Consider the following 23,277-nt stretch of genomic DNA (forward strand, 5'->3'; position numbering starts at 1 on the left):
CGCCGGCGCAAGGCCGGTTGTCCCCCCTTGGCCTGCGACAATAGCGCTCCCAGGTGACCGGCACCACGCCAGGGCGACGCTGGATCGGTCAGCCGATGCGTTCGATGACCAACGACGTCGCCGCCGGGGCCGTCGGCGCGATCCGCACCGCGGTGGCGGCTTCGGTCCGCGCGGCCGGAATCCGCGTCGCGTCGTCGGCGCGCAACTCGTAGAGCGCGTCACCGGCCCGCACCTCGTCACCCGGCCGTTTGTGCAACACCACGCCGGCCGGCACGCTGACCGGGTCCTCCTTGCGCGCCCGACCCGCGCCGAGCCGCCACGCCGCAACCCCCATCGCGTACGCGTCGATGGCCGCGACGTAACCGTCCCGCTCGGCGCGGACCACCTCCACCTCGGCGGCCGTTGGCATCGGCGCGTCCGGGTCGCCGCCCTGCGCCCGGATCATCGCCCGCCAGGAGTCCATGGCCCGGCCGTCGCGCAGCGCGGCAGCCGGATCGGCGTCCGGCAGACCAGCCGCGTCGAGCATCTCCCGGGCCAGCGCGAGGGTCAGCTCCACCACGTCGGCAGGTCCACCACCGGCCAGCACCTCGACCGACTCGGTCACCTCGACCGCGTTGCCGATCGCCAGGCCGAGCGGGGTGGACATGTCGGTGAGCAGGGCGACGGTCCGCACCCCGTGCGCACCGCCCAGCTCGACCATGGTGCGCGCCAACTCGCGGGCCTGCTCGACGGACTTCATGAAGGCGCCCGAGCCGACCTTGACGTCGAGGACCAGCGCCCCGGTGCCCTCGGCGATCTTCTTGCTCATGATCGAGCTGGCGATCAGCGGGATCGCCTCCACGGTGCCGGTCACGTCGCGCAGCGCGTACAGCTTGCGGTCGGCGGGGGCGAGCCCGGTGCCGGCGGCGCAGATCACCGCACCGACCTCGTCCAGTTGGGCGATGAACTCGTCATTGCTCACTGTGGCGCGCCAGCCCGGGATGGACTCCAACTTGTCGAGCGTGCCGCCGGTGTGCCCGAGACCCCGGCCGCTCAGCTGCGGCACGGCCGCGCCACACGCCGCCACCAGCGGGGTGAGCGGCAGAGTGATCTTGTCGCCGACGCCGCCGGTGGAGTGCTTGTCGACGGTCGGCCGGCGTACCGCCGACAGGTCCAACCGCTCACCGCTGGCGATCATCGCGGCGGTCCACCGGGCGATCTCCGGCCCGGTCATGCCGTTGAGCAGGATCGCCATCGCCAGCGCGGACATCTGCTCGTCGGCGACAACCCCCCGGGTGTACGCGTCGACCACCCAGTCGATCTGCGCGTCCGACAGCACCCCGCCGTCCCGCTTCACCCGAATAACGTCAACAGCAGCAAAACCACTACTCATCAGAAGATCTTTCTTAGTCGGTTGGAGAAACCGTGCCCGACGGTCGGCCCCGGCCCCAAACAGCAACCACAATCAAGACCAGCGCACCGGGATCTCAGCCGGCGGCTCACCCTCACCGGCCCAGAAGATGGTGCCGGTGGCGTCCACCACTACCACCCGGGGCGTCCGGGCCAGGCCCCAGGTGATCGCCTCGGCCGGGTCGTCCCAGCTCGGCGCCTCCTCCAGCACCCCGGTTTCGGCGCCGACGTCGTCTCCGGCCGACCGCTCCCAGTACGCCGTCCAGACCTGCTGACCAGCGGACATGTCCGGGTGCACGAAGACGGTGCCGCGCCCGCGCCAGGCGGCGAGCCGCTCCGGGACCACCGGCACCGGTGTCTCACCGGTGACGGCTTCCAGGTCCTCCACGCCGAAGGCGTGCGGCAGCAGCTCGGCCATCCGCAGTGGCCGGGTCTTGCTCTCGATCAGGCACTCCGGCCCGCCGTGCTCCCAGAGCAGCTGTCGGCACCGGCCGCACGGCATCAACGGCTCGCCGGTCGCGTCGACGCAGGAGAGCGCGACGATCCGGCCACCACCGGTGGCGTGCAGGCTGGACACGACCCCGCACTCGGCGCAGAGCGTCACCCCGTACGCGGCGTTCTCGACGTTGCAGCCGACAACCACACGGCCGTCGTCGACCAGCGCGGCCGCGCCGACCGGAAACGTCGAGTACGGCGCGTACGCGTGCCTCATCGCGTCGGTGGCGGCGGCGCGCAACTGCGCCCAGTCAATGTCGGTCATGCCATCATTCTGCCGAAGTAGCCCAGGTCAGAGGCGGGCAGGGCCGCTCCCCGGCCCGGCGCGCAGCGGTCTGTGGTGATAGTCGTCAGCCCTTGATGTACGGCTTGCCGTCGGCGGCCGGTGCCCGGACCCGGCCAACCAGCCCGGCGACCGCCAGGATGGTCGCCAGGTACGGCAGCATGGCCAGGAACTGGCTGGGGATGACGCTGTTGATCGCCCCCAGGTAGGTGGCGAGCTGGTCGGCGAAGCCGAAGAAGAGCGCGGCGAGCAGCGCGCCGGTCGGGTTCCACCGGCCGAAGATCAGCGCGGCCAGGGCGATGAAGCCCTTACCGCCGATCATGTTCTTGGTGAACGAGTAGAGCGCCAGCGTGTAGGACGCGCCGCCGATGCCGGCGACCACACCGGCCAGCAGCACGTTGCGGTAGCGGACCCGCAGCACCTTGACGCCGAGCGTGTCTGCGGCGATCGGGTGCTCGCCGACCGAGCGGGTCCGCAGCCCCCACCGGGTGCGGAACAGCCCGATGTGGATCACCAGGACCAGGAGCAGCCCGAGGTAGAGGAAGATGTTGCCGCGGAACAACGCCGGCCCGAGCACCGGGATGTCCTTCAGCAGCGGGATCTCCCAGTTGCTGAAGCGGGGCGCGCTGTTGTACTTCGCGGCGTCGGTCTGCATCAGCCGCTCGTAGAGGAAGCCGGTGACGCCGACGGCCAGCAGGTTCAGCACGATGCCCATGACGACCTGGTCGACCAGGTAGCGGATGGCGAAGACGGCCAGCAGCAGCGAGATGAACGCCCCACCGATGGCGGCGGCGACGAGGCCCACCCAGACGCTGCCGGAGATGCTGCCGAACAGCGCGCCACTGAACGCGCCCATCAGCAGTTGGCCCTCGATGGCCACGTTGACCACGCCGGACCGCTCGCAGAGCACACCGGCGAGCGCGCCGAAGATCAGCGGCAGGGCCAGGATGAACGTGCCCCGGATGATGTTGACCAGCGGCATGAAGTTCTGCCCGGTCGGGGCGGCGGAGACCTGCCAGCAGAGGAACGACAGCACGAAGGCGACCAGCCCGACGCCGAGCACGGGTAGGAACCATCGCTTCGGCACCCCGGCGAGCAGAGCTGCGCCGGCGGCGACCGTGATGATCCCGAACAGGACCGCCCCGATCGTGCCGTTGATCTCCAGTGCGGCGCCGGCCGCGTCGTCGCTGAGCGTGAACCGGGCCTTCTGGTCGGTGGCGAGCGCGCCGAAGAGCACCGCTGACAGCAGGCCGAGCGCCAGCAGCGTGAGACCGACCTTCCGGCTGCGGGTCCAGAAGCCCTCGTCGACCGGGGCGACCGCGATGTCGGGGACAGCCATGGTGGACATGAGTTACCAGCCCTTCGCCAGGCTCGTCTGCAACCGGGCGGCGCGCGCGGCCCGGAGCTGGAAGATCGCCTTCACCAGGGCCGGTGCGGCGATGAAGATGACGATCAGCGCCTGGAGCACCGTCACCAGCTCCAGCGAGATCCCGGAGTACGACTGCATCCGGTTACCACCGGCCTGAAGCGCGCCGAACAACAGCGCGGCCAACAGCACCCCCCAGGGCTTCACCCGCCCGAGCAGCGCCACCAGGATGCCGTCGAAGCCGATCTGCGCGACCACCAGCGGGGTCAACGCGCTGGCGGTGGAGCCGAGCACCATGTTCGAGCCGCCGAGGCCGGCCAGGATTCCGGCGAAGACCATGATCAGGATGTACGTCCGGGTGACGCTGATGCCTGCGGTCCGGGCGGCGTCCGGGTTCGCGCCGACCGCGCGCAGCTCGAAGCCGAGCGTCGAGCGGTTGAGCAGCCAGGCGACCGCCCAGGTGGCCAGCACGGCGAGCAGGATGCCGGCGTGCACCCGCAGGTTGTCGCCGAGCAGTCGGGGCAGCTGGGCGGAGGTGTCGACCGCCTTGCTGATCGCGTCGGTGCGGTTCGGGTCCTGCACGCCGTTCTGCACGATCAACCAGGTGAGGAAGTACGTGGCGACGTAGTTGAGCATGATCGTGTTGATCACCTCGTGCGCGCCGGCACGGGCCTTGAGGATGCCGGGGATGAAACCCCAGATCGCTCCGCCCAGCGCGCCGGCCAGCACTGCCACCAGCAGGTGCAGGCCGGGCGGCAGGGGCAGCAGGAAGCCGGCCAGCGCCGCCATGATCACGCCGATGGTGGCCTGGCCCTGGGCGCCGATGTTGAACAGGCCGCCCCGGAAGGCCAGCGCCACCGACAGGCCGGTGAAGACCAGCGGCGCCGCGTAGGTCAGCGTCTCCGAGATCGGCGCGAGCACGGCCTGCCAGCCGTTGGCGCCGTCCAACCAGCCGGAGAACGCCTCGGGGTCGAAGATCGAGCCCTTGAACAGGTTCGCGTACGCCTCGCTGACGAGCGTCCAGCTGGAGTTGATCGCGTCGGACGGGCGCGAGGTGATGTACGAGTAGGTGGAGAGCACGTCGGGATCAGAGATGATCATCAGCACCGCGCCGACCACGATCGCCAGCACCAACGACAACAGCGTCACAGTGAAGGTGTTGGCCGCCCAGAGGTTGTCCAGGAACAACCGGCCCAGGCTCGGCTTCGGCTCAGGCTCCGGGCCCGGCTTCGCCGCCGAGCGGTCCGGCTCGGTCGCCACCTCGGCGCGTTCGGTGTTGCCGAGCGCGTTCTGCGCGGCCTGCGCCTCGCTCGCCGGCTCCTTGTCCGGGGAGCCCGACTGCGGGTTGGGGTTGGTCATGCCTCGTCCTCGCTCGCGGAGCCTGCGTCGTTCGCCGGGCTCCCATCTGCCACGCCGGGGCTGTCGGCGGCGGTCGCCGCTCCAGGCTCGTCGGCGGCGGGTGCTGCGATGGCGTCGTGGGCCGCGTCCGGGCTGATGCCGGCCATCAGCAGGCCGATCTCCTCACGCGGGGTGTCCGGGCCGACGATGCCGATGATCCGGCCGCGGTACATCACAGCGATCCGGTCGGCCAACCCGATCACCTCGTCGAGTTCGCTGGAGACCACCATGACGGCGGTGCCGATGTCTCGTTCACGGATGACCTGGCTGTGGATGAACTCGATCGACCCGACGTCGACACCACGGGTCGGCTGGGCGGCGATGAGGAGCTTCAGCGGCCGGGACAGCTCCCGGGCCACGATCACCTTCTGCTGGTTGCCGCCGGAGAGGGTGCCCACCGCCGCGTCGGCCGATGAGGTACGAACGTCGAACTGCTCGATCCGCTCCTTCGCGGAGGCGGCGATCGCGTCCGGCTTCAGCGCGAGCCCGGCACCGAACGGCGGCCGGTCGTAGATGTCCAGCACCAGGTTCTCCGCGACGCTGAACTCCTTGATCAGGCCGTCCACGCTGCGGTCCTCGGGTACGTAACCGACGCCCGCCCGGAGCACCCTCTTGGGCTTCCAGCCGTTGATCCGGTCGCCGGTCAGGCTGATCGTGCCGGCGAGCACCGGGCGCAGGCCCATGATCGCCTCGATCAGCTCGGTCTGACCGTTGCCCTGTACACCCGCAACGCCGAGCACCTCGCCCGCGCGCACTGTCAGGTCGACGCCGTCGACCGCGCGGATCTGCCGGTCGTCGTCGACGACCAGCCCGGCCACCTCCAGCACCGGGTCGCCCGGCGTGGCCGGGGTCTTGTCCACCGTGAGCCGGACGTTGCGCCCGACCATCAACGCGGCCAGCTCATCCCGGCTGGCCTCCGGTGAGGCCGTGCCGACTGTCTTTCCGCGTCGGATCACGGTGATCCGGTCGGCGATGGCCTTGACCTCGCCAAGCTTGTGGGTGATGAAGACGATCGACTTGCCGGCCGCCTTGAGCGACCGCATGACCGTCAGCAGCTCCTCGGTCTCCTGAGGGGTGAGCACCGCTGTCGGCTCGTCCAGGATGAGCAGGTCGACGTCGCGGGTGAGCGCCTTGACGATCTCGACGCGTTGCTGGATGCCGACCGGCAGGTCCTCGATCACCGCGTCCGGGTCGACCCGCAGGTTGTAGCGCTCGGACACCTCGGTGACCTCGCGCCGGGCCCGCCGCCGGTCCAGGAAGCCGGCGATGCCGCCCCTGATCTGCTCGGCGCCGAGCATGATGTTCTCGGTGACGGTGAAGACCGGCACCAGCATGAAGTGCTGGTGCACCATGCCGATCCCGGCCCCGATCGCGTCGGACGGGCCCTTCAGCTTCAGCGGCTTGCCGTCGACAAGGATCTCGCCCTCGTCGGGCTGGTAGAGCCCGTAGAGCACGTTCATCAGTGTCGACTTGCCCGCGCCGTTCTCGCCGAGGAGGGCGTGAATCTCTCCAGGCTCCACCGTCAGGTCGATGTGATCGTTGGCGACCAGATCACCGAACCGCTTGGTGATGCCGCGCAGTTCGAGTCTCAGCGCAACCTCCTGGAGTGCGAGCGATGGTGCAGCCTAGCTGCCGTCGTACCGGCCGGACCGGACCGGCCGCCGTGGTGCGCGATCGGCCGCTCCGACCCCGCGGGGTGTCCGCAGAGCCGGAGCGGCCGATCGGTCGTACCTGTCTCCCGCCGGCCCTCCCGATGATCTCACCGGAGCGGCCGGCCGGTTGTCACTTGGTCGGCTGGGCCTTCGAGGTGACGGTGATGGTGCCGGCGGCGATGTCCGCCTTGATCTTGTCGACCTCGGCCTTCAGCTCGGCCGGAACCTTGCTGTCGAAGTCGTGGTACGGAGCGATCGAGACACCGTTGTTGGCCAGGGTGCCGACGAAGCCCGGGTTGGCCGGAAGCTTGTCACCGGCGGCGGCCTTGACCACGGCCTCCTTGACGGCCTCCGGGATGTTCTTGACCACGGTGGTGATGATCGCCGCGCAGTCCGGGGTGCTCTCGCAGCCGTCGACGTCCACCCAGATGGTGCTGTACTTGCCACCCGACGCCTTGGCCGCGGCGGTGGTGCCGAGGCCGGAGCCGCCGGCGACCGGCATGATGATGTCCGCGCCCTGGGCGACCAGCGCGTCGGAGACCTTCTTGCCCTCGTCCTGCTTGTCGAAGGCGTTGGAGAAGGAGCCCTTCTGGGTCTCCTTGTTCCAACCCAGCGCCTGGACGTTCTTGCCCTTGGTGGTGTTGAAGTACTTCACACCATCGACGAAACCGTCCATGAAGATGGTCACCGGCGGGATCGGCACAGCACCGTAGGTGCCGACCTTGCCGCTCTTGCTCATCCCGGCGGCCAGGTAGCCGGCCTGGAACGCGGCCTGGGCGGTGTCGAACTGCATCGGGTAGACGTTGGCGTCACCCGGGTTCGCGTCGACGATGCCGAACTCCTGGTTCGGGTTCGCCTTGGCGATCTTCGAGGTGGCGTTGGCCATCAGGCCACCGACCGCCAGGATGAAGTCGCACTTCTGGTTGACGAACTGCGTCAGGTTCGGCTCGTAGTCGGCCTCGGCCTTCGACGCGACGTACTTGATGTCGATGTTGTCGTTGGCGGCCTTGGCCTCCTGCAGGCCCTTCCAGGCCGAAGCGTTGAACGACTTGTCGTCGATGCCGCCGACGTCGGTCACCATGCAGGCGCTGAACTTCTTGGCGCCACTGCCGGCGTTGTTGTCATCCTTGGGCGCCTCGCCACAAGCGGCGGCGGTGAGCGCGAGCCCACCCACCGCGAAGATCGAGGCGATCCGCATCCCACGCACCGAGCGCAAGACGTCTCCTTCCCATTGCACACCGCGCCTTGTGCGGTGGCAGCCCATCAGCCGACCTGCGGGTGTGCCGCCGGCTGTCCCACGTTACGGACGGGAGCGTACGCCCGCGTCCACCCACCGGCCGACAATCGTGCACGACTGTTGAGCGCCTGTTACCCGGGTGTAACCCTTGCGTGGGGCAAGTCACTCTTCGTGCTGGTAACCGAGCGCCACGGCGTCCGCAACGTCCGTTTTCTGGAGGCATTTTCCTCCTCGGACGTTACCGCCAAAAGACCGCGACCGCCGCGTTGACCAGGGTCAGACCGACGATCGCGAGGAAATGACCGCGGTTGACCACGTCCCGCTTCCGGGAGAAGAAGACCATGACGAAGATCAGCAGCGCGATCACCAACTTCGTCACAAGTTTTGCCGGGTTCGGCTCGTCGTCGCCGCCGCCGCGCAGCGGCGCGGAGAGGCCCAGCCCGGTCAGCAGCTGGATCACCGCACCCCACAGCATGGCCGGGTTGATCCGCAGCCGACCGCTGGCGTACTGGGCGATCGAGCCACCGAGCAGCAGGGCGAACCCGATCAGATGGACGTAGAGAAGGATGAGTCTGAGAGCTTCCACGCCGCCCATCCTCTCCCATCAACGACACTTTGTAGTAGTGGGTAGGCCGGTCGGCGCGTCCAGGCCGACCGGCCACGGTCGACTACCTATCCCTTCACGGCGCCGGAGGTGAGACCGGAGACGATGTACCGCTGGAGGAACTGGAACACCAGCACCGTCGGGATCGCGGTCAGCAGAGTGCCGGCCGCGAAAATGCCGAAGTTGGTGTTCCGCTCACCGCCCTGCAACATGCCCCGCATGCCGACCGCGAGGGTCTTGGCGTCCGTGTCGGTGAGGAAGACGCTCGCCATCAGGAACTCGTTGATGGTGTTGATGAAGGCGAGCAGCCCGGTCACCGCGAGGATCGGCGCCACCAACGGCAGCATGATCCGGAAGAAGACCTGGGCGTGTGAGGCGCCGTCCATGGTGGCCGACTCGTCCAGCTCCCGGGGGAGGGTGTCGAAGAAGCCCTTCATCAGCCAGGTGTTCACGCCCAGCGCGCCACCCAGGTAGAGCAGCAGCAGGCCCCACGGCGTGTTGAAGCCGATGGCCGGCCACAGGTCGGTGATCGTGCCGAAGATCAGGAAGATCGCCACGATCGCCAGGAACTGCGGGAACATCTGGATCAACAGCAGCGACAGCAACCCCACCCGTCGGCCCTGGAACCGCATCCGGGAGAAGGCGTACGCCGCGAGCGCGGAGAGGAAGACCGAGGCGAACGCGGCCCCACCGGCGATGAGCAGCGAGTTCAGGAACCAGTGGGCGAACTCGGTGCGCGCGAACAGGTTCCCGAAGTTCTCCAACGACACCCCGCCGGTCGGCACCAACTCGGTGGACGACAGGGTGCCGAGCGGATTGAGCGCCGCCGAGACGACGAACACGAGCGGAAAGAGACTGAACAGCACGCCGAGCAGGCCGACCAGGTGCCGCCAGCCGACCTCGGCGAACCATCGCTTCTTCCGCTTGCCCCCGTTGCGGTTGACCGCCGCCGGGCCATTCGCGCCGCCCGTGACGGCGGCGCCGGTGAGCATGGTCATGCGTACACCTCCTCCTGTTGGCGGGTCCGTCGGAAGCTGACCGCCGACACCACCGCGACGATGGCGAAGATGAACAGCGAGATGGCCGCGGCGAAGCCGAACTGTGCGGCCTGCCCACCGAATGCCAACCGGTAGGTGTAGGTGATCAGCAGGTCGGTGGCGCCGTTGCTGGGGTTGTCCGCCGGGAACGGCGCGCCCTCGGTGGTCAGGTAGATCGCGTTGAAGTTGTTGAAGTTGAACGCGAACGACGAGATCAGCAGCGGCGAGAGCGCGACCAGTAGCAGCGGCAGGGTGACCGCCCGGAACGACTGCCAGCGCGACGCCCCGTCGACCGAGGTGGCCTCGGTCAACTCCCGTGGGATGGCCTGTAGCGCGCCGGTGGCAACCAGGAACATGTACGGGTAGCCGAGCCAGAGCTGCACCAGGATCACCGCGGCGCGGGCAGACCAGTCCTGCCCGAACCAGTCGACGCTGAGCCCGAACAGGTTGTTGATCAGCCCGAAGTCGGTGTTGAACATGTCCCGCCAGACCAGCAGCATCGCGAAGGACGGCATGGCGTACGGCAGGATCAGCAACATCCGGTAGAGGTTGGTGCCCCGCATTCGGGGCGAGTGCAGCGCCAGGGCGATCACCATGCCGAGGATGAACGTGCCGCCGGTGGAGCCGATGGCGAAGGCGAAGTTCCAGATCAGCGTGCCGAGGAACGGCCCGGAGATCCGCTCGTCGGTGAGCACCCGGGTGAAGTTGGACAGCCCGACGTTCACCTTCCAACCCTGGGCCAGCCGCTCGCCGTCGGCGGCGACGAACGCGCCGACCTCGCCGTCCGCGGTCCAGGTCTTGCCGCTGTCGCTGTCCTTGACGCAGTCGCAGCCGGCGTCGTACGCCCGGACGGCCTTGCCCTCGTACGCCCGGGACAGGCCGGACGAGCGCAGCGCGCCTCCGGCGGTCGGCACCACCAGGTCCGTGATGTCCTTGCTGCGGGCGCTGGCCTGGCCGAAGTTCAGCACTGTGTAGCCGTCGGCCGCGGTGACCTTCCCGCCGGGGCCGACGGTGGCCGCGCCGGGATCGAGCGGGCGCAGGCCCCCGGCGTCGCCGACGGAGACCGTGTCGGTTCCTGGCTTGGTGATCAGGAAGACCAGTGCGCCGGTGGCCGGGTCGCCCTTGGTGGCTACCGACAACGGGTACTGGGTGGACCCCGGGACCTGCTTCACCGAGGAGCTCTGGATCGCGACGATCGCGTCGTCCTTGCTGCCGCGGTGGCCGTCGCCGAAGTTGGTGAAGGCCGTGCTCGCGGTGTAGAGCACCGGCACGACCTGGAAGGCGATCAGGAAGAGCGTGCCGGGGATGAGGTACTTCGCCGGGACGTGCCGGCGACCCAGGTACAGATAGAACAGTGCGGCGGTGGTCAGCACCAGCACCGCCAGCCCGACCCACTTCTCGGCCTCCACGAGCGGGAAGGCCGCCCAGATCGCGATCCCGGCCACCAGGCCGAGCAGGATCACCTTCGCGGCGAGGCCGGCCGCGGTGATCGGCGCGTGGTTCCGCGCGGTACGGGAGGTGCGCGGGGACCCGGTGCGGACGGGCCCCCGGCCCGGGGCCTGCTGGGCAGACCCCGGGCCGGACAACGGTGTGCTCATTACTTGATCGAACCGGCGATCGTCTTGCCGGCCGCGGTAACCGTGCTGGTCGGGTCGGCGCCGCCGATGACGGCGGCCTCGGCCTTGCCGAACGGGTCCCAGATCGCGGCCATGGCCGGGATGGCCGGGAGCACCTGGCCGTTCTTGCCGGCCTCGATGAACTTGGCCAGGTCCGGGTCGCTGCTCTTGACCTGGTCCAGTGCGGCGGTCAGCGCCGGTGGGCGCGGGTCGGCCTGGTAGAGCGCCACGGCCAGGTCCGGCTTGGTGACGTGGTTGGCGACGAACTCCTGGGCGAGAGCCTTGTTCTTGCCCTTGGCCGCCACGTAGAAGGACTGGACGCCCACGAACGGCGCGGCGGCCTTGCCGCCGGCGAAGCCGGGAACGGCGGAGACGTCGTACTTGATGCCGGCCTTCTTCACGTCGGCGGTGGCCCACGGCCCGGAGACCAGGAAGGCGCACTTCTTGCCGGTGAAGGTGGCGGTCGAGTTGGTGTCGGCGATCGAGCGCTTCAGCACGCCCTCGCCCTTCTCGCCGAGCGCGGCGATCTTCTTGAACGCGGCGATCGACTCCGGCTTGCCCACGCCCAGGTCCTTCGGGTCGTAGTCGCCGTTCGCCGTGGTGCCGAAGAGGTAACCGCCGGCCGAGGTGTACAGCGGGTAGATGTGGTATGCGTCGCCCTTCTGGCCGACCTGGAGGCAGAGCGTCTCGGTGACCTTCTTCTGCGCCTTGAGCTGCTTGCCGGTGGCGACCAGGTCCTCGATCGTCTTCGGTGCCTCGGGGGCCAGTTCGGTGTTGCGGATCAGCGCCAGGTTCTCCTGGGCGTAGGGCACGCCGTAGAGCTGGCCGTTGAACGTGACGGCCTTGACGGCGGTCTCGTTGAAGGCGGCCTTCTGCTCGTCGGACAGCTGGACCGGGTCGATGGCACCGTTCTGGACCAGGTTGCCGATCCAGTCGTGCGCGCCGATCACCACGTCCGGGCCGCCGCCCTGGCTCGACACGGTCACGAAGTTGTTCTGGAGGTCCTCGTTCGGGACGGCCTGGACCTCGACGGTGACGCCGTTCTCCTGGCCGAACTTCTCAGCGAACGGCTTGAGGGCGGCGGTCCGCTTGTCGTCCGCCCAGATCACCAGTTTGCCGCCGGCGGCCTTGGGGGTGTCCTTCGCGGCCGGCTCGTCGCTGTCGCCACCGCAGCCTGAGGCGGCGAGCGCCAGGGCGAAGAGGGCGACCACACCCGCGGTACGGATGCGCATCGGTGCTCCTGTCGTCATGGCGGGTCGCCGGGGGACGGGCGGCCCACCAGTGGAAAGTCTGGAAGTTCTTGCCAACCGGCGCATCGATGCTGCGCCGCTGCTCTCGCATGTTGCGGGGACGTTAGCAAGACGTTGCAAGTAATGGAAGGGCTTGCAGAGCACCCCGCAAGAACTTGCCGGTGGGCTAAAGTGCCGCCATGCGCGCTCGACTGTCCGACATCGCCCAGCAGGCCGAAGTCAGCGAGGCCACGGTGTCGCGGGTGCTCAACGACCGCCCCGGCGTGGCCCCCGAGACCCGGCAGGCCGTCCTCACCGCCCTCGACGTGCTCGGCTACGAGCGCCCGGCCCGGCTGCGTAAGCGCAGCGCCGGCCTGGTCGGCCTGGTGGTGCCGGAGCTGGACAACCCGATCTTCCCCGCCTTCGCCCAGGTCATCGAGTCCACACTGGCGCAGAGCGGTTTCACCCCGGTGCTCTGCACCCAGACCGCCGGCGGCGTGACCGAGGACGAGTACGTGGAGATGCTGCTGGACCGGCAGGTCTCCGGGATCGTCTTCGTCTCCGGTCTGCACGCCGACACGGCCGCCAACCACGACCGCTACCGGGCGCTGCTCGCCCGGCCGTTGCCGGTCGTGATGATCAACGGGTACGTGCCCGGCATCGGCGCGCCCTTCGTCTCCTGCGACGACCGGGAGGCGGCCGAACTGGCCGTCGCCCACCTGGTCGCGCTCGGGCACCGACGGATCGGCCTGATCACCGGCCCGGACCGGTTCGTCCCGGTGCAGCGCAAGGTGGCCGGCTGGCGTTCTGCGATGACCCGGCTGGCCGGCGTCGCCGAAGCCGACCTGGGCCCCCTCGCTGAGCTGTCACTGTTCGGAGTGGAGGGTGGCGAGGCGGCGGCCGGCCGCCTGTTGGACCGCGGCGTCACCGGGGTGGTCTGCGGCTCCGACCTGATGGCGCTCGGCGCGATCCGGGCCGCCCGCCAACGCGGCCTCGACGTGCCCGACGGCCTCTCCGTGGTCGGCTACGACGACTCCCCGCTGATGGCCTTCACCGATCCGCCGCTGACCACCATGCGGCAGCCGGTCATCGCGATGGCGGTGGCCGCCGTCCGTGCCCTGGTGGACGAGATCAACGGGCACGGCGCCCCGCACTCGGAGTATCTGTTCCGTCCGGAGCTGGTGGTGCGCGGCTCGACAGCTGTCGCGCCGAGTTCCGCCCGCTTGTCTTACGCAAGATCTGCTTGACTCTTGCAGCGGCGGGCCGGCATATTGCTCGAATGATCAGCACCGCCACCCCGCCGCACGCCACCGACGACGACTGGTGGCGCTCCGCGGTCGTCTATCAGGTGTACGTCCGCAGCTTCGCCGACAGCGACGGCGACGGCACCGGCGACCTCCAGGGCATCCGGCAGCGCCTGCCGTACCTGCGTGACCTCGGGGTGGACGCGCTGTGGCTGACACCCTTCTACACCTCGCCGATGATCGACGGCGGGTACGACGTGGCCGACTACCGGGACGTCGACCCGATGTTCGGCACCCTCGCCGACTTCGACGCGATGATCACCGACGCGCACGCCCACGGCCTGCGGATCATCGTCGACCTGGTGCCCAACCACACCTCCAGCGCGCACCACTGGTTCACCGCGGCGCTCGCCGCCGGCCCCGGCTCACCGGAGCGGGCCCGCTACCTCTTCGCCGACGGTCAGGGCACGCACGGCGAGTTGCCCCCAAACGACTGGGAGAGCATCTTCGGCGGCCCCGCCTGGACCCGGATCCCTGACGGCCAGTGGTATCTGCACCTGTTCGACAGGTCCCAGCCGGACCTGAACTGGCGGCACCCGGAGGTCCGCGCCGAGTTCGAGGACGTGCTGCGGTTCTGGCTGGACCGGGGCGTCGACGGATTCCGCGTCGACGTGGCGCACGGCATGATCAAGGCGGAAGGGCTGCCGGACGTCGGCTTCAGCACGGCGACCACCGGCCAGCGCCAGGTCGAACTGCTCGGCAAGGGCCGGCTGCCGTACTTCGACCAGGACGAGGTGCACGAGATCTACCGGGCCTGGCGGCCCATCCTGGACAGCTACCCGGGCGGTCGGATGGCTGTCGCCGAGGCGTGGGCCGAGACACCACAGCGCCTGGCCCGCTACATCGGCCCGGACGAGCTGCACCAGGCGTTCAGCTTCGACTTCCTCGACGCCACCTGGTCGGCCGACTCGTTCCGCAAGGTGATCGACACCGCGTTGGCAGAGGCTACCGTCGTCGGAGCGCCAACCACCTGGGTGCTGTCCAACCACGACAAGCAGCGGCACGTCACCCGGTACGGCGACGGCGTCGAAGGGCTGCGCCGAGCCCGGGCCGCCAGCCTGCTGATGCTCGCCCTGCCCGGCTGCGCCTACCTCTACCAGGGTGAGGAACTGGGCCTGCCGGAGGTCCTCGACCTCCCCGACGAGCTGCGCCAGGATCCGGCGTTCCTGCGCACCGGCGAGAGCCGCGACGGCTGCCGGGTACCCATCCCGTGGAGCGGCGAGCTGGCCCCGTACGGCTTCGGGCCGGCCGGCAGTGAGCTGAGCTGGCTACCCGCCCCGGCGCTCTGGCAGGCGCTGTCCGTCACGGCGCAGACCGACGTGCCCGGCTCGACGCTGGAGCTGTACCGGAGCGCGCTGCGGATCCGCCACGTTCATCCCGCGCTCGCCCTCGACGCCGACGGGGTCACCTGGCGGGAGAGCGAACCGGGTGTGCTGGCCTTCTCCCGCTCCGCCGGCGCGACCGTGCTGACCTGCGTGGTCAACTTCAGCGGCGCGCCGGTCCTGATCGACGGGTACGGTCAGCCCCTCGTCGCCAGCGACCAGCTCACCGAGCAGGGCTCCGGTCAGCTGCTGCCAATTGACGCGGCAGTCTGGTTGGAACGCCGCTGAACGGGTAACCCGTTCTCGACCTGGTCGTTCGTCGTGCCCCGCGCCGACGGGCGACTGGGCTACCGGCCCCTTGTGGTGGGGGGTGAGGTGCCACCGGCGCCGCGCGGAGTCCGCTCCGTGTGGCGCCGGTGTCCGTGTGCCGCCGGTGGTTGAATCCGCAGCTGGCGGGGTACCGAATCGGGCACCATCACGACGGAGGTGACCCCCATGGCGGTACGGATCGCCCAGTGCACGCTCGACGTCGAGGACCTGGACCTGATGGTTGCGTTCTGGGCCGCGGCGCTCGGCTACGAGGTCGAGAAGGGCGACGACGGCAGCGCCAAGCTCTGGCCGCCGGGGCAGCCGTCCGCCGCCGCGCCAACCGTGTGGTTGCAGGGCTCGGGCACCGCCAAGCGGGGCAAGAACCGGCTGCACCTCGACCTGGTCGCGGACACGGACCCCCGGTCCGAGGTACGGCGGCTGCTGAGCCTCGGCGCGCGGCAGGTCGACGTCGGGCAGACCGGGACCGAACAGTTCACGGTGCTCGCCGACCCCGAGGGCAACGAGTTCTGCGTGCTGGACCGCGCGCCGACCCGCTGACATCTCACTTCGCGGTGAGCAACGCCGCGATCCGGGTGAAGCCCGCGCGCACCTCGGCCTCGTCCGGCGGTTCGGCGGGCTCACCGTGGCCGGCCTCGTCGGCTGCCGCGTCCAACTCCTCGTCGATCACGTCCTCGAAGTCCCCGTACAGGTCGGCCCCCTCCACCTGCCGGGCCTCGTCCTCGGCGGCGACCTGCGCGGCGGCGATCTCGCTGCGGATCTCGTCGGCGGACAGCGCCGGCAGCAGCGGCTCGACCACTGCCATCAACTGCTCCTCGGCCACCACCGCCTCGGCCAGGGCCAACGCGTGCGGTCGCTCGTACGGCCCACAGACCACCGGCTCCCACTCGTCAAGATCACCGAGCGGACCGAAAGTGATGATCCATGGCAGGCCGAGGAGCGGTGAGTCCGCCGGCAGGTCCAGTGTCATGAGTGCGCCCACCGGCTCATCATGGTCCGCGAACGCGAGCGCCGACGCCGTTCTTCTCAGTTATCGCCCGTCCGACTGTCGATCGGCGGCCGGTCAGCCGGGGCGGACCGCGTCCAGGGCGGCGCGGACCAGGGCCAGCGCGGTGGCCGGCGGCACGCCGAGCCGGGTCGCCTCCGCCGCGTATCCGGCCGCCGCCCGCTGCAACCGGTCGACGGCGTCGTCCCGCCCGGGGGCCACGAAGGTGCCGTTGCGCCCCCGCGTCTCCAGCAGCCCAGCCGCCTCCAACTCACGGTAGGCGCGGGCCACGGTGTTCGCTGCCAACCGCAGGTCGGCGGCGAGCTGCCGCACTGTGGGCAGTCGGCTGCCCACCGGCAACCGGCCGTCGCCGATCAGCTCGGCGAGTTGCACACGCACCTGCTCGTACGGGGGCACCGACGAGTCCGGGTCGACCGAGATCAGCACCTGCGCGCCTTCCGTCATCAGCCCCCACCGCCCGGCGTACCGGGATCGATGCCCTCGTCGACATCTTTCGGTGGCGCGGGGGTTTCCGCCAGGTCCACCACCCGGCCGTTGGTGCTGGTCGCCAGGAGCGCCGCGCCGAACAGCACCAACTGGTTGAGCAGGTAGAGGTACAGCAGCAGACCGACGGCGCCGGCCACAACTGTGTACGCCGGGTTCCGCTCGGTCCGCACCACGTAGTACCGCCCGACGGTGTTCAGCAACGTGATGCCGACAGCCACCAGCACCACCACCGGGCGCAGCCGCGACCGGCTCATCCGCAGCCGGGGGACGGCCAGCAGCAACGCGGTGGCGAGCACCGTGTTGACCAGCACGCTGAGCACCGCGCTGATGGTGGTCAGACCCACCGACCCGGTGCTGCGCAGCAGGAAACGCAGCAGCGACTCCAACGCGTCCACCGCCGCGACCGAGACGCCGAGCAGCACGAAGACACCGATCATCACGCCCAGGTCGACGAGCCGCCGCACCACCAGATTGCCCGGCTGCTGGTTGAGCTGGTACATCAGCCGTTGCGAGGACCGGATGGCCTCCACCCAGCCGATCCCGGTGAAGACCAGGATGACAAGGCCGACCACCCCGACAGTGCCGCTGGAGTTGGCGATCTGCTCGGCGTCCAGGAACGGCAGATTTTCCTTGAGGAAGTCGGCCGCCGCCGCGCTGACCTCGTCGTTGTCCTCCAGGATCGCCCCGAAGATCGAGAACGCGACAAGGGCGAGGGCGAACACGGCGAAGAAGCCGTAGTAGGCGATGGCTGCGGCCAGTCGGCCGGCCAGCACCTCGCCGTACAGCACACCGGCCCGCCACACATGATCGAAGAGCCCCGAACGGTGGCGCGCGGCGCTCACCCAGCGGTCGATGCCCGCCTCAATCCGGCCGATCACGTTCACGCGATCATCCTCGCCGATCTCCCAGCGCTGTGGTGGCAACCGGCTCCCGATGCTCGCCGGCCGGCGCGTCGCCGATGCTTCAGGTGCTGACGGTTCGGTCGCTGGCGCTTCGGTTGCTGACGCTTCAGGTGCCGAGGCAGAAGTCCCGACGCGGCTGCCACCTGGCCTGCCCGCTGTGCGAGAAGAGGGTGAACCCGTCGACCTCGAACATCGCGGAGAAGTCGGCCAGATCCTCGTACACCCTGTCCAGGGCCTCCGGTGCCACGTCCTGAGCCACCGTGACGTGCGGATGGTACGGGAAGCGAAGCTCGCGGTGCAGGCCCGGCGCGGCGGCGATGGCCGCGGCCAGCAGCTCGCACTCGCTGATCCCCGCGGCCACCGCGACGAACACCACCTGGGTGACCGGACGAAACGTGCCGGTGCCCCGCAGGTGCAGCGTGAACGGCAGGTGCGCGGCGGCGACGGCGGCCAGGTGCCGCTCGATCGCCGGCAGGTTGGCCGTCCGGATCTCGGTGGGCCCGAGCAACGTCACGTGCGCGGGCACCGCCAGCGGATCACCGGCCTCGACACGCCGCCGGGTGAGCAGGGCGCCCCACGGCTCGGGAATGTCCACCGCGATGCCGATCTGGATGGTGTCGCCGGTCGGCGGCACCCCGCCACTGCGATCCACGCTTCGCGCCGCCCCTCCGACCACCGAACCGTCCACCTGTACCGCGGAATTACTCGCCGCGCACGGGCGGGAAGAACCCCACCCGCTCGTACGCGGACCGCAAGGTCGTCGCGGCCACCACGCGGGCCTTCTCCGCGCCGGCCGCGAGCAGCTTGTCCAACTGCGCCGGATCGTCGAGGTAGGCGCGGGTGCGCTCCTGGATCGGCCGGACGAAGTCCGTCACCACCTCGGCCAGCTCCTTCTTCAGATCGCCGTAGCCGCGGCCCGCGTAAGCGGCCACCAACTCGTCGATGCTGCGGCCGCTGAGCGCCGAGTAGATGGTCAACAGGTTGGACACACCCGGCTTTGTCTCGGCGTCGAAGACGATCTCCCGACCGGTGTCGGTCACCGCCGAACGGATCTTCTTCGCGGACCGGGCCGGATCGTCGAGGAGGTCGATGATGCCGGCTGGCGAGGACGACGACTTCGACATCTTCGCGGTCGGGTCCTGCAGGTCGGTGATCTTGGCAGTGTCCTTGACGATGTGCGGCGCGGGCACCGTGAAAGTCGCGCCGAACAGCGAGTTGAAGCGCTGGGCCAGATCCCGGGAGAGTTCCAGGTGCTGGCGCTGGTCCTCGCCGACGGGGACCGCGTTGGCCTGGTAGAGCAGGATGTCGGCGGCCTGGAGGACCGGATAGGTGAACAGCCCGACGCTGGCCCGCTCGTTACCCTGCTTCTGCGACTTGTCCTTGAACTGGGTCATCCGGCTGGCCTCGCCGAAGCCGGTGATGCAGCCGAGCACCCAGGCCAACTGCGGGTGCTCGGGCACCTGCGACTGGACGAACAGGGTGCTGCGTTCCGGGTCGAGCCCGACCGCGAAGAGCTGGGCCGCCGCCACCCGGGTCCGCTGGCGCAGCAGCGCCGGATCGTGGCCCGCGGTGATGGCGTGCAGGTCCACCACGCAGTAGAACGCGTCGTGGGTGTCCTGTAGCGCCACCCAGTGCCGGACCGCGCCGAGATAGTTGCCGAGGTGGAACGAGTCGGCTGTCGGCTGGATGCCGGAGAAGACGCGGGGCCGGGCGGGAACGTCGGACATGGCGATAATTCTGTCAGCAAGCAACCCGGTCCGTCATGACGGGCCGGCGGGTCGGCTCCGGCCCGCCGGTGCCGGGGTGCTGACCTCGCCCGCTTCGCCCGCGCCGACCCGGCGCGTCGGCCCGACCGCGACCCGGCGGTACTGCCCCGCCACCGCCTCCCGGGCCGGCTCGGGGTCGCCCGCCGAGGCCGACGCAACGTCGTACTCGCAGCGCCGCCCGGTGCCCCGCTCGGTGCTCTGCCCGCGGCGCTGTTCGGTGCCCGGCTCGGTGCTCTGCTCGCGGCGCTGCTCAGTGCCCGGCTCGCGGCGCTGCTCGGTGGTGCGGGCGGCGGAGACGGCGAGTCGGGCCACCCGGCGGCGGTCCAACGTGAGCACCCGCAGCAGCCAGCCGGCCGGCAACTCGGCCGGATCGGGTGCGCCGACCTCGGCGGGCTCACCCGGCACCGGCACCTCGTCGCCGGTCACCGGGAGTCGGCCCAGTGCGGCCATGACGAACCCGCCCACCGTCTCGTACGGTCCGGCGGGTAGGGCCACCCCGGTCCGCTCGGCGAAGTCAGCGAGGTTGAGGCGGCCGTCCACCACCGCGGGCAGGCCCGCGTACACCGGGTCCGGGGTGGCGTCGTACTCGTCGTGGATCTCGCCGATCAACTCCTCGATGAGGTCCTCCAGGGTGACGATCCCGGCGGTGCCGCCGTACTCGTCGACGACCACCGCGAGGTGCTGACCCTCCCGGCGCATCTCGGTCAGCGCGGCGAGCACCCGTTTGCTGCCCGGGAGCCGCTTCACCTCCCGGGCCAACTCGCCGACGGTGACGCACGGGTCGGCGTCCGGGCGCAGCAGTACGTCACGGAGGTGCACGAAGCCGACCACGTCGTCGTGTGTGCCGTCGGTGACCGGGTAACGGGTGTGCGTCTCGGCGCGGACCAGTCGAGCGGCTTCGACGATGGTCAGCCGCGCCGGGAGGAAGACCACCTCGGTGCGCGGCATCATCACCTCGCGGATCAGACTGGCGCCGGCCACCAGGACCTCGTCGATGATCCGCCGCTCGTCCGGGTCGAGCACCGTGTTCGCCGCGACCAGGTCCCGCAGATCGGCCTCGGAGATGTGCTCCCGGCCGGCCGTCGGACCGGTCCCGAGCAGATCGGTGACGAGTCGGGTCGCCCCGTCTGCGGCGCGTACCAGCACCCGGGCAACGGCCCGGGCGAGCGGGCCACTGTCGCGGCGGGGATGTGCCCGCGCGTGTCGCCGGAGCCCGGTACGGGCCGCTTCCCGCATGACAGAGATGGTAGACACCGTGGGCCCACCACGCCGGGGATCAGGTGGAGCGGCGGAGAGATGTTCGGCTCTGTTTAATCATGAAAGATTATGATGGAATGGGGTTGACGGTGGCGACGGCGAGAGCGCCGACCACCGCCCTAGTGTGATCACCGAAGGGCCACGTCCCGGGCGGGCCAGGCAGGAGGCAACGACGTGAAACTGCTCGTCACCGGGGGCGCCGGCTTCATCGGGAGCGTGGTGACCCGGATGCTGCTCGACGCGGGCCACCAGGTGGTCATCCTGGACGACCTGCGTACCGGCCACCGCGAGGCCCTCGCCCCGGACGCCACCCACGTGGAGGCGTCCATCCACGACGCCGCCCAGGTCATCACCGCGGACGCCGGTTTCGACGGGGTGCTGCACTTCGCCGCCCTGATCGCCGCCGGCGAGTCGATGGTCAAGCCGGAGCTGTACTGGCAGAACAACACCATCGGCACGCTCGCCCTGATCGACGCGGTCCGGGCCGCCGGGGTGCCCCGGATGGTCTTCTCCTCCACCGCCGCCGTTTACGGCAACCCCACCGAGCTGCCCATCACCGAAAACGCGGTCAAGGCACCCACCAACACGTACGGCGCCACCAAACTCGCCGTCGACATGGCACTCACCTCCGAGGCGATCGCGCACGGGCTGGCCGCCGTGTCTCTGCGCTACTTCAACGTGGCCGGCGCGCACCTCGACGGCGACATCACGCTCGGCGAGCGGCACGACCCGGAGACGCACCTGATCCCGATAGCGCTGGACGTCGCCGCCGGCCGGCGGGAGAAGCTCCAGCTCTTCGGGGACGACTACCCCACAGTGGACGGCACCTGCGTCCGCGACTACATCCACGTCGCCGACCTGGCCCGCGCGCATCTGCTGGCGTTGGACGCCGCCACCGGCAGCCAGCACCGGATCTACAACCTGGGCAACGGCAACGGCTTCACCAACCGGCAGGTGGTCGACGTGGTCCGCGAGGTCACCGGGCACCAACTGCCCGTCGAGGTCGCGCCACGCCGCGAGGGCGACCCGGCCGAGTTGGTGGCATCGTCCGCACTGGCCCGCGACGAGTTGGGCTGGGTGCCGCAGAAGCCGACACTGCACGACATGGTCGGCGATGCCTGGGCGTTCTACCGCACGCACATCCTGGGGCAGTCATGACCAACCCGAGCGGTGATGTCGCCGAGCGGGCTGCGGCCGGCTTCTCCGCGCAGTTCGGCACCGAGGCTGCCGGCCGCTGGGCAGCCCCGGGCCGGGTCAACCTGATCGGTGAGCACACCGACTACAACGAAGGCTTCGTGCTGCCGTTCGCGCTGCCGATGCGCACCGTCGTCGCGGCCGACCGGCAGGACGGGGAGCACTGGACGGTCTGGTCCGAGCTGTCCGGCGAGGCGATCACCTTCGGCGCGGACGACGTCGCCGAGCCCTGTCGAGTCACCGGCTGGGGCGCGTACGTGGCGGGTGTGGTCTGGGCGCTACGCCAGGCCGGTCACCAGGTGCCAGGCGCCCGGCTGGCGATCGCCTCCGACGTGCCGCTGGGCGCCGGGCTCTCCTCCTCGGCCGCGCTGGAGTCGGCCGTGCTGGCTGCCCTGCTCGACCTCGGCGGGCTGGAACTCGCCCCGGAACTTCAACCCCGGCTGGCGCAACGGGCGGAGAACGTCTACGTGGGCGCGCCGACCGGCATCATGGACCAGTCCGCGGCGATCCGTTGCCGCGCTGGGCACGCCCTCTTCCTGGACTGTCGCGACGAGTCGGTCGAGCACATCCCGTTCGACCTGGACGCCGACGGGCTGGCTGTGCTGGTCATCGACAGCCGGGCGCCGCACCGCCACGCCGACGGGGAGTACGCCGCCCGCCGCCGCTCCTGCGAGGCCGGGGCCAGCGCGCTCGGTGTCAGCGCGCTGCGGGACGTGGGCGTCGACCAGCTCGACGCCGCACTGGCCCGGCTCGACGACGAGGAGACCCGGCGACGGGTCCGGCACGTGGTGACCGAGGACCAGCGCGTACTGGACACTGTGGCGCTGCTCCGCGCCGGCCGGGTCCGCGACATCGGCCCGCTGCTGACCGCCTCCCACGTCTCGATGCGCGACGACTTCGAGATCACCGTGCCGGAGATCGACACTGCGGTCGAGGCAGCGTTGGCGGCCGGCGCGCTGGGTGCCCGGATGACCGGCGGCGGCTTCGGCGGCTGCGTGCTCGCGCTGATCGAGGCCGACCGTGCCGACGCGGTAGCCGCCGCCGTGACCGACGCGTACGCGCAACGAGGTTTCACCGCCCCCGGCACCGTGACGGTCCTCCCCTCCCCCGGCGCCACCCGCCTGCCCTAACCCCACCCCAGCCGGCCCCCGGTCCCCTGCCCCCACCGCCCACCCCCGCTCCGGCCGGTGATCAAGAGATTTGCGTCAGTTCGAGCCCGAATCCTGACGCAAACCTCTTGATCACCCGCTGCGGGCAGGGGGCCGGGCGAAGGCCGGGGATGGAGATCGTGCTTGTTCATGGAAGTAGTGGGCGCGCCGGTGGGGGGGGGCGCCAATTCCTGGAGCGTTGGGGGATTTTGCGGCGCTGGCGGCGCGGCCGGCGCGCCGCGGGGCGTGGAGGGGTGAT

20 protein-coding genes and 1 pseudogene are annotated in these 23,277 nt (G+C 70.2%); 5 read left to right on the top strand and 16 right to left on the bottom strand.

Annotated elements, in window-relative coordinates:
- Window positions 1-88 precede the first annotated feature (88 nt).
- The 10 genes from AB0K35_RS32740 to AB0K35_RS32785 all read right to left on the bottom strand — a co-directional run bounded on the left by AB0K35_RS32740 (window position 89) and on the right by AB0K35_RS32785 (window position 12,309).
- Window positions 89-1,372, bottom strand: coding sequence for a thymidine phosphorylase (locus AB0K35_RS32740; protein ID WP_363890366.1), 1,284 nt, complete (start codon window positions 1,370-1,372; stop codon window positions 89-91).
- Between the two features lie 72 nt (window positions 1,373-1,444).
- Window positions 1,445-2,149: a cytidine deaminase gene (locus AB0K35_RS32745; RefSeq protein ID WP_238671142.1), complete on the bottom strand. Its 705-nt coding sequence runs from the start codon at window positions 2,147-2,149 to the stop codon at window positions 1,445-1,447.
- Between the two features lie 85 nt (window positions 2,150-2,234).
- A complete protein-coding gene (locus AB0K35_RS32750) occupies window positions 2,235-3,515 on the bottom strand; it encodes an ABC transporter permease (protein ID WP_363890377.1) in 1,281 nt (426 codons plus the stop codon).
- Between the two features lie 3 nt (window positions 3,516-3,518).
- On the bottom strand, window positions 3,519-4,892 hold the full coding sequence (locus AB0K35_RS32755) for an ABC transporter permease (RefSeq protein ID WP_238671144.1): 1,374 nt from the start codon (window positions 4,890-4,892) through the stop codon (window positions 3,519-3,521).
- Window positions 4,889-6,523 carry an ABC transporter ATP-binding protein gene (locus tag AB0K35_RS32760; protein ID WP_238671364.1) on the bottom strand — a complete coding sequence of 545 codons (1,635 nt, stop codon included), beginning with the start codon at window positions 6,521-6,523 and terminating at the stop codon, window positions 4,889-4,891. Before AB0K35_RS32760 ends, AB0K35_RS32755 begins: the two co-directional genes overlap by 4 nt.
- Before the next feature lie 190 nt (window positions 6,524-6,713).
- Window positions 6,714-7,781, bottom strand: coding sequence for a BMP family ABC transporter substrate-binding protein (locus AB0K35_RS32765; RefSeq protein ID WP_238671365.1), 1,068 nt, complete (start codon window positions 7,779-7,781; stop codon window positions 6,714-6,716).
- A gap of 277 nt (window positions 7,782-8,058) precedes the next feature.
- Window positions 8,059-8,406: a hypothetical protein gene (locus AB0K35_RS32770; RefSeq protein WP_238671145.1), complete on the bottom strand. Its 348-nt coding sequence runs from the start codon at window positions 8,404-8,406 to the stop codon at window positions 8,059-8,061.
- Window positions 8,407-8,492: 86 nt separating this feature from the next.
- Window positions 8,493-9,422: a sugar ABC transporter permease gene (locus AB0K35_RS32775; protein WP_238671146.1), complete on the bottom strand. Its 930-nt coding sequence runs from the start codon at window positions 9,420-9,422 to the stop codon at window positions 8,493-8,495.
- Window positions 9,419-11,059 carry an ABC transporter permease subunit gene (locus tag AB0K35_RS32780; protein ID WP_363890380.1) on the bottom strand — a complete coding sequence of 547 codons (1,641 nt, stop codon included), beginning with the start codon at window positions 11,057-11,059 and terminating at the stop codon, window positions 9,419-9,421. Before AB0K35_RS32780 ends, AB0K35_RS32775 begins: the two co-directional genes overlap by 4 nt.
- Window positions 11,059-12,309 (bottom strand): maltose ABC transporter substrate-binding protein, encoded by a 1,251-nt coding sequence (locus AB0K35_RS32785; protein WP_363890383.1) that lies wholly within the window; start codon window positions 12,307-12,309, stop codon window positions 11,059-11,061. The genes AB0K35_RS32780 and AB0K35_RS32785 overlap by 1 nt, the downstream gene beginning before the upstream one ends.
- Window positions 12,310-12,506: 197 nt before the next feature.
- On the opposite strand from AB0K35_RS32785, the gene AB0K35_RS32790 reads away from it, so the two are divergent.
- The 3 genes from AB0K35_RS32790 to AB0K35_RS32800 all read left to right on the top strand — a co-directional run bounded on the left by AB0K35_RS32790 (window position 12,507) and on the right by AB0K35_RS32800 (window position 15,799).
- Window positions 12,507-13,553, top strand: a complete 1,047-nt coding sequence (locus AB0K35_RS32790) for a LacI family DNA-binding transcriptional regulator (protein ID WP_363890386.1) — start codon at window positions 12,507-12,509, stop codon at window positions 13,551-13,553.
- A gap of 32 nt (window positions 13,554-13,585) precedes the next feature.
- Window positions 13,586-15,220 carry a glycoside hydrolase family 13 protein gene (locus AB0K35_RS32795; RefSeq protein WP_363890389.1) on the top strand — a complete coding sequence of 545 codons (1,635 nt, stop codon included), beginning with the start codon at window positions 13,586-13,588 and terminating at the stop codon, window positions 15,218-15,220.
- Window positions 15,221-15,427: 207 nt separating this feature from the next.
- On the top strand, window positions 15,428-15,799 hold the full coding sequence (locus tag AB0K35_RS32800; protein WP_363890391.1) for a VOC family protein: 372 nt from the start codon (window positions 15,428-15,430) through the stop codon (window positions 15,797-15,799).
- 4 nt (window positions 15,800-15,803) lie between these two features.
- On the opposite strand, the gene AB0K35_RS32805 is transcribed toward AB0K35_RS32800, so the two are convergent.
- The 6 genes and pseudogenes from AB0K35_RS32805 to AB0K35_RS32830 form a co-directional block, all read right to left on the bottom strand.
- Complete coding sequence (locus AB0K35_RS32805) at window positions 15,804-16,241, bottom strand: hypothetical protein (RefSeq protein WP_091394593.1); 438 nt, start codon at window positions 16,239-16,241, stop codon at window positions 15,804-15,806.
- A gap of 81 nt (window positions 16,242-16,322) precedes the next feature.
- Window positions 16,323-16,709 carry a GntR family transcriptional regulator gene (locus tag AB0K35_RS32810; RefSeq protein WP_363890395.1) on the bottom strand — a complete coding sequence of 129 codons (387 nt, stop codon included), beginning with the start codon at window positions 16,707-16,709 and terminating at the stop codon, window positions 16,323-16,325.
- Complete coding sequence (locus tag AB0K35_RS32815; RefSeq protein WP_363890401.1) at window positions 16,709-17,635, bottom strand: YhjD/YihY/BrkB family envelope integrity protein; 927 nt, start codon at window positions 17,633-17,635, stop codon at window positions 16,709-16,711. Before AB0K35_RS32815 ends, AB0K35_RS32810 begins: the two co-directional genes overlap by 1 nt.
- 124 nt (window positions 17,636-17,759) lie before the next feature.
- Window positions 17,760-18,329: a 2'-5' RNA ligase family protein gene (locus AB0K35_RS32820; RefSeq protein ID WP_238671154.1), complete on the bottom strand. Its 570-nt coding sequence runs from the start codon at window positions 18,327-18,329 to the stop codon at window positions 17,760-17,762.
- A 25-nt stretch (window positions 18,330-18,354) separates the two neighbouring features.
- A complete protein-coding gene (trpS, locus tag AB0K35_RS32825; RefSeq protein WP_238671155.1) occupies window positions 18,355-19,380 on the bottom strand; it encodes a tryptophan--tRNA ligase in 1,026 nt (341 codons plus the stop codon).
- Window positions 19,381-19,674: 294 nt separating this feature from the next.
- Window positions 19,675-20,655: pseudogene (locus AB0K35_RS32830) on the bottom strand (hemolysin family protein); the annotation flags it as partial.
- Window positions 20,656-20,850: 195 nt separating this feature from the next.
- Between AB0K35_RS32830 and galE the strand changes: the two are divergent.
- Both galE and galK read left to right on the top strand, forming a co-directional pair.
- Window positions 20,851-21,834 (top strand): UDP-glucose 4-epimerase GalE, encoded by a 984-nt coding sequence (gene galE, locus AB0K35_RS32835; RefSeq protein ID WP_238671156.1) that lies wholly within the window; start codon window positions 20,851-20,853, stop codon window positions 21,832-21,834.
- Window positions 21,831-23,000, top strand: a complete 1,170-nt coding sequence (gene galK / locus AB0K35_RS32840) for a galactokinase (protein ID WP_363890404.1) — start codon at window positions 21,831-21,833, stop codon at window positions 22,998-23,000. Before galE ends, galK begins: the two co-directional genes overlap by 4 nt.
- Window positions 23,001-23,277: the final 277 nt, after the last annotated feature.

The organism is Micromonospora sp. NPDC053740 (assembly GCF_040677775.1).
GTDB classification, from domain to species: Bacteria; Actinomycetota; Actinomycetes; order Mycobacteriales; family Micromonosporaceae; genus Micromonospora; species Micromonospora alfalfae.

Bases quoted from the DNA above. Each gene is read 5' to 3' on its own strand.
- AB0K35_RS32740 (WP_363890366.1), bottom strand. From the start codon at position 1,372: ATGAGTAGTGGTTTTGCTGCTGTTGACGTTATTCGGGTGAAGCGGGAC.
- AB0K35_RS32745 (WP_238671142.1), bottom strand. From the start codon at position 2,149: ATGACCGACATTGACTGGGCGCAGTTGCGCGCCGCCGCCACCGACGCG.
- AB0K35_RS32750 (WP_363890377.1), bottom strand. From the start codon at position 3,515: ATGTCCACCATGGCTGTCCCCGACATCGCGGTCGCCCCGGTCGACGAG.
- AB0K35_RS32755 (WP_238671144.1), bottom strand. From the start codon at position 4,892: ATGACCAACCCCAACCCGCAGTCGGGCTCCCCGGACAAGGAGCCGGCG.
- AB0K35_RS32765 (WP_238671365.1), bottom strand. From the start codon at position 7,781: ATGCGGATCGCCTCGATCTTCGCGGTGGGTGGGCTCGCGCTCACCGCC.
- AB0K35_RS32775 (WP_238671146.1), bottom strand. From the start codon at position 9,422: ATGACCATGCTCACCGGCGCCGCCGTCACGGGCGGCGCGAATGGCCCG.
- AB0K35_RS32780 (WP_363890380.1), bottom strand. From the start codon at position 11,059: ATGAGCACACCGTTGTCCGGCCCGGGGTCTGCCCAGCAGGCCCCGGGC.
- AB0K35_RS32785 (WP_363890383.1), bottom strand. From the start codon at position 12,309: ATGCGCATCCGTACCGCGGGTGTGGTCGCCCTCTTCGCCCTGGCGCTC.
- AB0K35_RS32790 (WP_363890386.1), top strand. From the start codon at position 12,507: ATGCGCGCTCGACTGTCCGACATCGCCCAGCAGGCCGAAGTCAGCGAG.
- AB0K35_RS32795 (WP_363890389.1), top strand. From the start codon at position 13,586: ATGATCAGCACCGCCACCCCGCCGCACGCCACCGACGACGACTGGTGG.
- AB0K35_RS32800 (WP_363890391.1), top strand. From the start codon at position 15,428: ATGGCGGTACGGATCGCCCAGTGCACGCTCGACGTCGAGGACCTGGAC.
- AB0K35_RS32810 (WP_363890395.1), bottom strand. From the start codon at position 16,709: ATGACGGAAGGCGCGCAGGTGCTGATCTCGGTCGACCCGGACTCGTCG.
- trpS (WP_238671155.1), bottom strand. From the start codon at position 19,380: ATGTCCGACGTTCCCGCCCGGCCCCGCGTCTTCTCCGGCATCCAGCCG.
- galK (WP_363890404.1), top strand. From the start codon at position 21,831: ATGACCAACCCGAGCGGTGATGTCGCCGAGCGGGCTGCGGCCGGCTTC.